Source organism: Rhizobacter sp., assembly GCF_031412075.1.
In the GTDB taxonomy this organism is placed as follows: domain Bacteria; phylum Pseudomonadota; class Gammaproteobacteria; order Burkholderiales; family Burkholderiaceae_C; genus Rhizobacter.
Map to the genome: position 1 here is coordinate 1 of NZ_JANOCG010000035.1, position 6976 is coordinate 6976.

General features: G+C 66.5%; 7 protein-coding genes and 1 pseudogene. 4 read left to right on the forward strand and 4 right to left on the reverse strand.

The window, feature by feature from the left end; genetic code table 11:
- The 3 genes and pseudogenes from RMO40_RS01145 to RMO40_RS01155 form a co-directional block, all read right to left on the reverse strand.
- Positions 1–206, reverse strand: a pseudogene (locus RMO40_RS01145) (sugar ABC transporter permease); the annotation flags it as partial.
- A gap of 123 nt (positions 207–329) precedes the next feature.
- Positions 330–1580, reverse strand: a complete 1251-nt coding sequence (locus tag RMO40_RS01150) for an extracellular solute-binding protein (protein WP_309715140.1) — start codon at positions 1578–1580, stop codon at positions 330–332.
- A gap of 302 nt (positions 1581–1882) precedes the next feature.
- Positions 1883–2920, reverse strand: a complete 1038-nt coding sequence (locus tag RMO40_RS01155; RefSeq protein ID WP_309715143.1) for a cellulase family glycosylhydrolase — start codon at positions 2918–2920, stop codon at positions 1883–1885.
- Positions 2921–3041: 121 nt separating this feature from the next.
- Between RMO40_RS01155 and RMO40_RS01160 the strand changes: the two genes are divergently transcribed.
- Entirely contained in the window at positions 3042–4079 is a 1038-nt protein-coding gene (locus RMO40_RS01160; RefSeq protein WP_309715145.1) for a substrate-binding domain-containing protein, read from the forward strand.
- Between the two features lie 110 nt (positions 4080–4189).
- Here the strand turns inward: RMO40_RS01160 and RMO40_RS01165 are convergent, their stop codons facing one another.
- Positions 4190–5005, reverse strand: a complete 816-nt coding sequence (locus RMO40_RS01165) for an HDOD domain-containing protein (protein WP_309715147.1) — start codon at positions 5003–5005, stop codon at positions 4190–4192.
- Between the two features lie 174 nt (positions 5006–5179).
- Here RMO40_RS01165 and RMO40_RS01170 point away from each other — a divergent pair, with 174 nt between their 5' ends.
- The 3 genes from RMO40_RS01170 to RMO40_RS01180 form a co-directional block, all read left to right on the forward strand.
- Positions 5180–5797: a TetR family transcriptional regulator C-terminal domain-containing protein gene (locus RMO40_RS01170; RefSeq protein WP_309715149.1), complete on the forward strand. Its 618-nt coding sequence runs from the start codon at positions 5180–5182 to the stop codon at positions 5795–5797.
- Positions 5797–6726, forward strand: a complete 930-nt coding sequence (locus RMO40_RS01175) for an NAD-dependent epimerase/dehydratase family protein (protein ID WP_309715150.1) — start codon at positions 5797–5799, stop codon at positions 6724–6726. Before RMO40_RS01170 ends, RMO40_RS01175 begins: the two co-directional genes overlap by 1 nt.
- Positions 6719–6976 (forward strand): NAD(P)-binding protein (locus tag RMO40_RS01180; protein ID WP_309715152.1); only part of this gene is annotated, 258 nt, incomplete at its 3' end. The genes RMO40_RS01175 and RMO40_RS01180, both read left to right, overlap by 8 nt.

The window sequence follows — 6976 nt, forward strand, 5'->3', positions numbered from 1 at the left end:
GCCGCGAGGCCGGCCGCCGGCTCCCAGCGGTGGAACGAGAGGTACATCGAGAACAGCAACGGGAACAGGCCGAACACGCAGAACAGCACGAAGAACGGGCTGATGAACACGTAGGGCGCGATGTCGCGGAACGCGAAGCGCTTTTTGCGCCGCGGCGGGTGAGCCACGGCACCAGCGGGCGCTTGCGGGGTCAGGGGTTCAGACATGGCCTGCATGATGGCGTGAAGAGCGAACGGTCGGGTCAATCACTGCGTTCGCACTGAGCTTGTCGAAGTGCTGCACCGTGCAGCACGCTGGCTTCGACAGGCTCAGCCCGAACGGAAACTGCTTCAGCGGCGAACGCGCTTCTTCAGGGCAGTCTGGGCATCGGCCAAGGCGGTCTTGATGTCCTTGTTCTGCTCCAGCACCTTTTCCAGCTCGGCGTTGACGACGTCCTTGGCCACCGGGTCGTACTTGTCGACGGCGATCGCCTGGATCTTGTCGGCCGCCACCTTCCACTGCTGGCGGGCCTTCTGGCCACCCAGGTAGGCGATGGGCTCATCCAGGAAGGGGTCGTTCTGCGCCGCGATCAGCGAGGGGAAGGCGTCGAGCTTGCGGAAGGCCTCGATCTGCATTTCCTTGTTGAGCGTGAGGAACTTGATGAAGTCCCAGGCCGCGGCCTTGTTCTGCGCCTTCTTCGGGATGGCGTAGAACGAGCCGCCCCAGTAGCCGTACGAACCGTTGGGCAGCTGCGCCGAACGCCAGTTGCCGGCCGACTCCTTGGCCAGCCAGTTGGTGAGGTGGCCGTTGAGCCAGGCGCCCATCATCTGCGAGGCGATCTTGTCGCGCTTGAAGCCTTCGGTCCATTCGTTGGACCAGGCGCCGATCTTGCCGTCGATGCCGGCCACGCGCGCGGCCTTGGCCAGCTCGAAGGCCTTGACGAAACGCGCCGACGTGACGAGCGGCTGGCCCTTCTTGTCGAAGTACGCGCCTTCGCCGTCTTTCAGGCCGGAGCGGATCACGATGTCCTTGATGTCGACCGCGTTGCCCAGCATGTAGGCGCCGGTGGTGGCCTTCACCTTCTTGCCGGCCTCGATGTACGACTCCCAGCTCTTGGTGAGATCGTCTTCGGTGACGCCCGCCTTGTCGGTCAGATCCTTGCGGTAGAACATCGCACCCGGGCCGATGTCGACCGGCATCGCGGCCAGCATGCCGCCCACGCTCATGGCCTGCGGGTAGCTGAACTTGGCCACCTGGCTGCGGTACTGCATGGCGTTGTACGGCGCCTTGCCCAGGTCTTCGAGGCCGCCGGACTCGGCGAACTTGCCGATGAAGTCGTTGTCGACCGCCATCACGTCGGGCAGGTTGGCGCCGGTGGCCAGCGCCGTGGTCATCGCGGTGTGGTGGTCGGGATAGGCGAGGGTGGCGAGCTTGATCTCGACGTTCGGGTTGAGCTTCTGGTACAGCGGGATCGCGGCCTTGACGCCGCGGTCGAGGTCAGGGAACGAGGCGACCGTGATGGTCACCTTGGTCTGGGCTTGCGCGCCAAAGGCCACCAGGGCGGCCACCGCGAGCAGCAAGGGCTGGGTCAGTTTTTTCATGTCTGTCTCCTCGTCATGGTTGACGTCTGGTTCATTGTCATTTCTGACAACGTTTTCATGGATTGGCGCAGGTGTAACCACATCACATGCACCGCCGGGCCAGCGTTCGGGGCAGCAGCCTTCCCTTTCGGGCCAGGATTACCCTGTGGCGGCTTTTTCGACACGAGAGCCGAGCTGTAACCCGATTTCATGTGAAATCGATTTCACAACGGAGCGGATTTCAACCGTCTGGAGGAACGGTGTCAACACGGAAAACCCCCGAACAGCCCGAACCTAGGGAAAGCACGGGGTCGTCGCGGGGGTCAGCGTGGAGCCGCCGGCACCAAGGTGCTCAACAGCGGCTGGCGCCAGGTCAACGCCCGTGGCTCGAGCACGCCGAAACCGGCCGCCAGCTCCCAGTAGGCCCAGGCAAAACCGCGTGCCTCGGCGTGCTCGCGCACGGCGCGTGTCCAGGCGATGCGGCTGGCGGCATCGGCTTTGGAGTAGGCGCCGAACTCGCCCAGGTAGACCGGCCGCTGCTCGCGCTTGGACCATTCGGCCACCCCGTCGAAGGCCTCGCGCAGGGCGCGCAACTCGGCCGCGTTGCCGCGCCAGGTGGTGCCGGCCCAGGCCGCCGCGCCGCTCACCCATTCGGCGCCCTGGTGGGTGAGCGCCATCGGCTCGTAGTAGTGGAACGTGGCAATCAGGTTGCGGTCGTCTTTGGGCAGCGCAAGCGTCTCCAGCATCTTGCGGTTATTCCACTCCGAGCCGCCGACGATCAGCGTGCGATGCGGGTTGCTGGCGCGGATCACCGGCAGCACGGCGGCCAGCGCGTCGTTCCACTTCGCCTGGGTGAGCTTGGCGTGCGGCTCGTTGAGGACCTCGAAGATCACGGTGGCCGGCGCATCGCGGTAATGCTCGGCCACCTGCTTCCACAGGCCGAGGAAACGCGCGCGCTCGGTGTCGGGCTCGCTCATCATCGCGGTGTAGTGGTGCATGTCGAGCACGATGGCGAGCTTGTGTTGGAGCGCGAGCTTCACCACGCCATCGATGCGCGCGAAGAACTCGGGGTCGATGGTGTAGGGCGGCTTGTCGGCGGCCTGCGCGTCCCAGCGGATCGGCAGGCGGATGGCGGTGAAGCCGGCCTGGGCCGTCAGTACGATGAATTCGTCGCGCAGCGCCGGGCCGGCCATGCCCTCGCGGGCGTGGTCGAGCATGTTGCCGAAGTTGATGCTGCGCGCGAGCAGCCGGTTGCAGCTCTCGGCTCGCGCCTGCGGCGGCTGATCGAAGCTGCAGGCGCTGGCCGGGGCGGCGGCCAACAGGCCGCAACAAGCGGCCCACAAGGCGAAAAGTGTTTTCATGGGTTGTCTCCAGGGTGGGGTGCGGGTCGTTGCCAGCACATGAGCTCCTTGAAAACGTTATCATGACTTCCCGCCATGCAGAATCCTGCATGCCACGCAACCGCTCCGCAGCCTCGCTCCCGTGACCCAGCCCCACCCTCATTCCAGCGACACCCCCGCCCTGCCCGAAACGGTGACGCTGCTGGACGTGGCGCGGGCGGCGGGCGTCTCGCCGAGCACGGTGTCGCGCATCCTCAACGGCACGGCGCGGGTGGCGTCCGACAAGCGCACCGCGGTGGAAAGCGCGATCCAACAGCTCGACTTCAAACCCAACCTGTTTGCGCGCAGCCTGAAGACCGGCACCACCATGACGGTGGGCATCCTGACGCAAGACATCGAGAGCCCCTTCTTCAACCGTGCCATGCGCGGCATCGAAGAAGGCCTGGCCGGCACCGGCTACGCGCCCATCATCGTGAGCGGCCACTGGAACGCGAAAGAAGAAGCCGCGCGCATCCGCCTGCTGCTGGCGCGCCGCATCGACGGGCTGGTGATCCTGACCGGCCACCTCACCGATGCGCAAATCGTCGAGTTCGCGCGCCACCAACCGATCGTGGTGACCGGCCGCCAGCTCGAAGCACCCAACGTGCGCAGCCGCCACTTCGACCAGGAGCACGGCGGCTACATCGCCACCCGCCACCTGATCAGCCTCGGCCACAAGCGCATCGCCCACATCGCCGGCCCACGCGATCACCTTGACGCCACCGAGCGACTGGCCGGCTACCACCGCGCGCACCAGGAGGCCGGCCTGGCCGTCGTGCCCGACCTCATCGTGCAAGGCGACTTTCTCGAAAGCGGCGGGCTGCTGGCGATGAACCGCCTGCTCGACAACGGCCACCCCTTCACCGCGGTGTTTGCCGCCAACGACCAGACAGCCTTTGGCGCGCGGGTGGCGATGTACCGCCGCGGCGTGCGGGTGCCCGATGACTTGTCGCTGGTGGGTGTGGACGACCTGCCGGCCGCCGCCTACCTGACGCCGCCGATCACCACGGTGCGCCAGCCGATCTACGAGATGGGGCTGTTCGCAGCGCACGCGCTTCTGAACATGCTGGGCCACACCAGCGAAGAGATCATCCTGCCGCCGCTGGAGTTGATCGTGCGGGAAACAACCCGGCGGGTTTGATAGGCCCCCCAGTCGCTTCGCTCCTGCCCCCAAGGGGCGCCGCCTGGCGGCCCGGCAAAGCCGGTTCCGCGGGCGTTGCTGGATGAAGAGTCGGCTTCGCGACTCTTTGTCTAGCCTCGCACTGCGGCGTCTTCGATCTGCTGTTGGACTTTTCTGGCGCCGCGCAAAACCAGCGTCTGGTCCAGCATGGCCTGCGGCGCAACCGCCTGGGCCACTTCTTCCAGCGTGCTGGGGTCGGTCATCAGCGCATTGGCCAGGGCCGACAGTGCACAGATCGAGCGGCGCGGCGCTTGGGCCGGCAGCTGGCGCAGGGCGTTGACGCGCACGTGGTGACGCACGCTGGCGACCGCTGCGGGCCCGAGGCCCCAGCTTTCGCACAACGACGCACCCAGCGCGTCGTGGCTCACGCCAAAGGTTTCGTATTCGCGTTCGACCAGCTCGGTGTCGTTGGCCGAGGTTTGCAGCATGGGCCGGTAGACCTCGGGCGCATGCTTGAACAGTACCGCCTTGCCGCATTCTTCAAACAGGCCCGCCGAGTGCGCACCCCAGGGGTCGACGCTCAGCGTCTGGCCGATGCGGCCCATCAGCAAGCCGCGCACGCTGGCGCGTTGCCACACGGCGTCAAGCTCGGGCGCGGCCGGGAACACCGCGCGCAGGCCAAATTCGAAGGTCACCGCCGCCACCTCGCGGGTGCCCAGGTACATCACCGCCTGCTGCACGCTCTGAACGCGGCCCTTGAGGCCGTAGAGCGAGGAGTTGACGGCCTTCATCACTGCAGCGGCGAGCGACATGTCGGCCTCGACCAGGCGGCCCAGGGTGGGCAGGTCGACGTCGTCTTCGGCCAGCAGCAGAGACAGCTTGACCAGCACCTCGGGCTGGGCGGGCACGTCAATGTTCAACGAGCGGAGTTTGGGGTCGACAGGCATGGTTGTGTCCGTGGTGGTCAGTACTTCTCAAAGAACATGCTATCCAGCCGAGGCCCCGATGATCGATCAAACAGGCTTGCATATCCAGGCCAACAAAGCGGTTCGGAAAGCACTAACACGGCCGTGCGAATCCCTTCATATACTGGCCCTCTTCAGGGAAAAGAGGTCGCCAACATGACCATCAAGCTCGCCAAAAGCGAACAGACACTGCAATCCATCATCCAGGCCGCCTTGCGCATCGCGGTGGTCGAGGGCCTGGCCGCCGTCACGCTGGGCGAAGTGGCCAAGCGCATGAACATCAGCAAGAGTGGTGTGTTTGCCCGGGTCGGCTCGCTCGAGGCGCTGCAGACCAAGGTGCTGGCCGAATACGGCCGCATCTTTGCGGAAAACGTCTTCCTGCCCACCCTCAGCGAGCCACGCGGCCTGCCTCGGCTGAACGCCATCATGCGGCTGTGGATCGGCCGGGGCACGGGCGAGAACGCCATGGCCGGCGGCCTGCACACCACCGCCGCCTTTGACCTCGACCACCTGGAAAGCGGCCTGCGTGACCAGCTGCTCGAGTGGGTGATGACCTGGCGCGGGCAGCTCAAGCGCACCATCACCATCTGCATCGAAGAAGGCCACCTGCGGCCCGACACCGACCCGACCCAGCTCACCTTCGAGATCAACAGCCTGATGATCGGCTTCCTGCACGACGCCCGCTTCGTGCGCGACCCGCAGGTGCATGAGCGCGCCACCTCGGCCTACCAGCGCCTGATCTCCACCTACCGCAGCTTCAGCTACACCGGCTGATGCGCGTCCTGCTGCTCGGTGCGGCGGGCTTCATCGGCTCGCATCTGGCGGCCACGCTGCGACAACGCGGCACGCTGCGCGGCCAGCCGATCACCGAGCTGCTGCTGGCCGACAACCGACCCGTCGCGGGGGGCCTGCAGGGCGACATCTGCGACGCGGCGTTCATGCAGCGGCTGTTTGCCCGGCCGATCGATGCGGTGTTTCACCTCGCCGCCACGCTGACGCTCGATGCCGAACACGACTTCGCGCGCGGCCTGGGCGTCAACGTGCAGGCGCTGATGCAGCTGCTGGCGCATTGCCGCGCGCAGCCCCAGGCGCCGAGTTTCGTGTTCGCGAGCTCCATCTCCACCTTCGGCGGCCCGCTGCCCGACACGGTCGACGACCACGTGGCGCAGACGCCGCAAACCTCGTATGGCGCACACAAGGCGATGGCCGAGCTGCTGATCAACGACTGCAGCCGCCGCGGTTTCATCGACGGCCGGGTGCTGCGCCTGCCCGTCGTGTTGACGCACCCGGGGCCGGCGAGTGGCAGTGTGTCGGACCGCATCGCCGCGCTGATCCGCGAGCCGCTCAACGGGCGCGATGCGGTGTGCCCGCTGGCGGCCGACACTCGCTTTCCCGTCGCTTCGGTGCAGTGTGTGGTGGACAGCTTTCTCGCACTGCACGCGCTGCCGGCCAGCCGCTTCGGGCACACGCGGGTGATGAACCTGCCCTCGCTCACCGTCACCCCGGCCGAGATCGTTGCTGCGGTGCAGCGGCGTGGCGCGAGCGGGCGCACCGTGTGGCAGCCCGAAGCACAAATGCAAACCATCGTCGACGGCTGGCCGCGCGCCTTCACCTCGGCGCTGGCTTTGAGCCTCGGGCTGCACGCCGACCGCCACGTTGACGACATCGTCACCGCCTACTTGGAGCGCCGTGCTGATGACTGACCCCCAGCTGCCGGTGTGCATCATCGGTGCCGGCTCGTCCGGCGTGGCGCTGGCCAAGGCGCTGAAGGAGCAGGGTGTCAACTTCGAGTGTTTCGAGATCGGCTCGCGCATCGGCGGCATGTGGCGCTACGAGAACGACAACGGCCTGTCGTCGGCCTACCGCAGCCTGCACATCGACACCAGCCGCAACAACCTCGGCTACTCCGACTTCCCGATCCCTGACACGTATCCCGACTTCCTCTCGCACTAC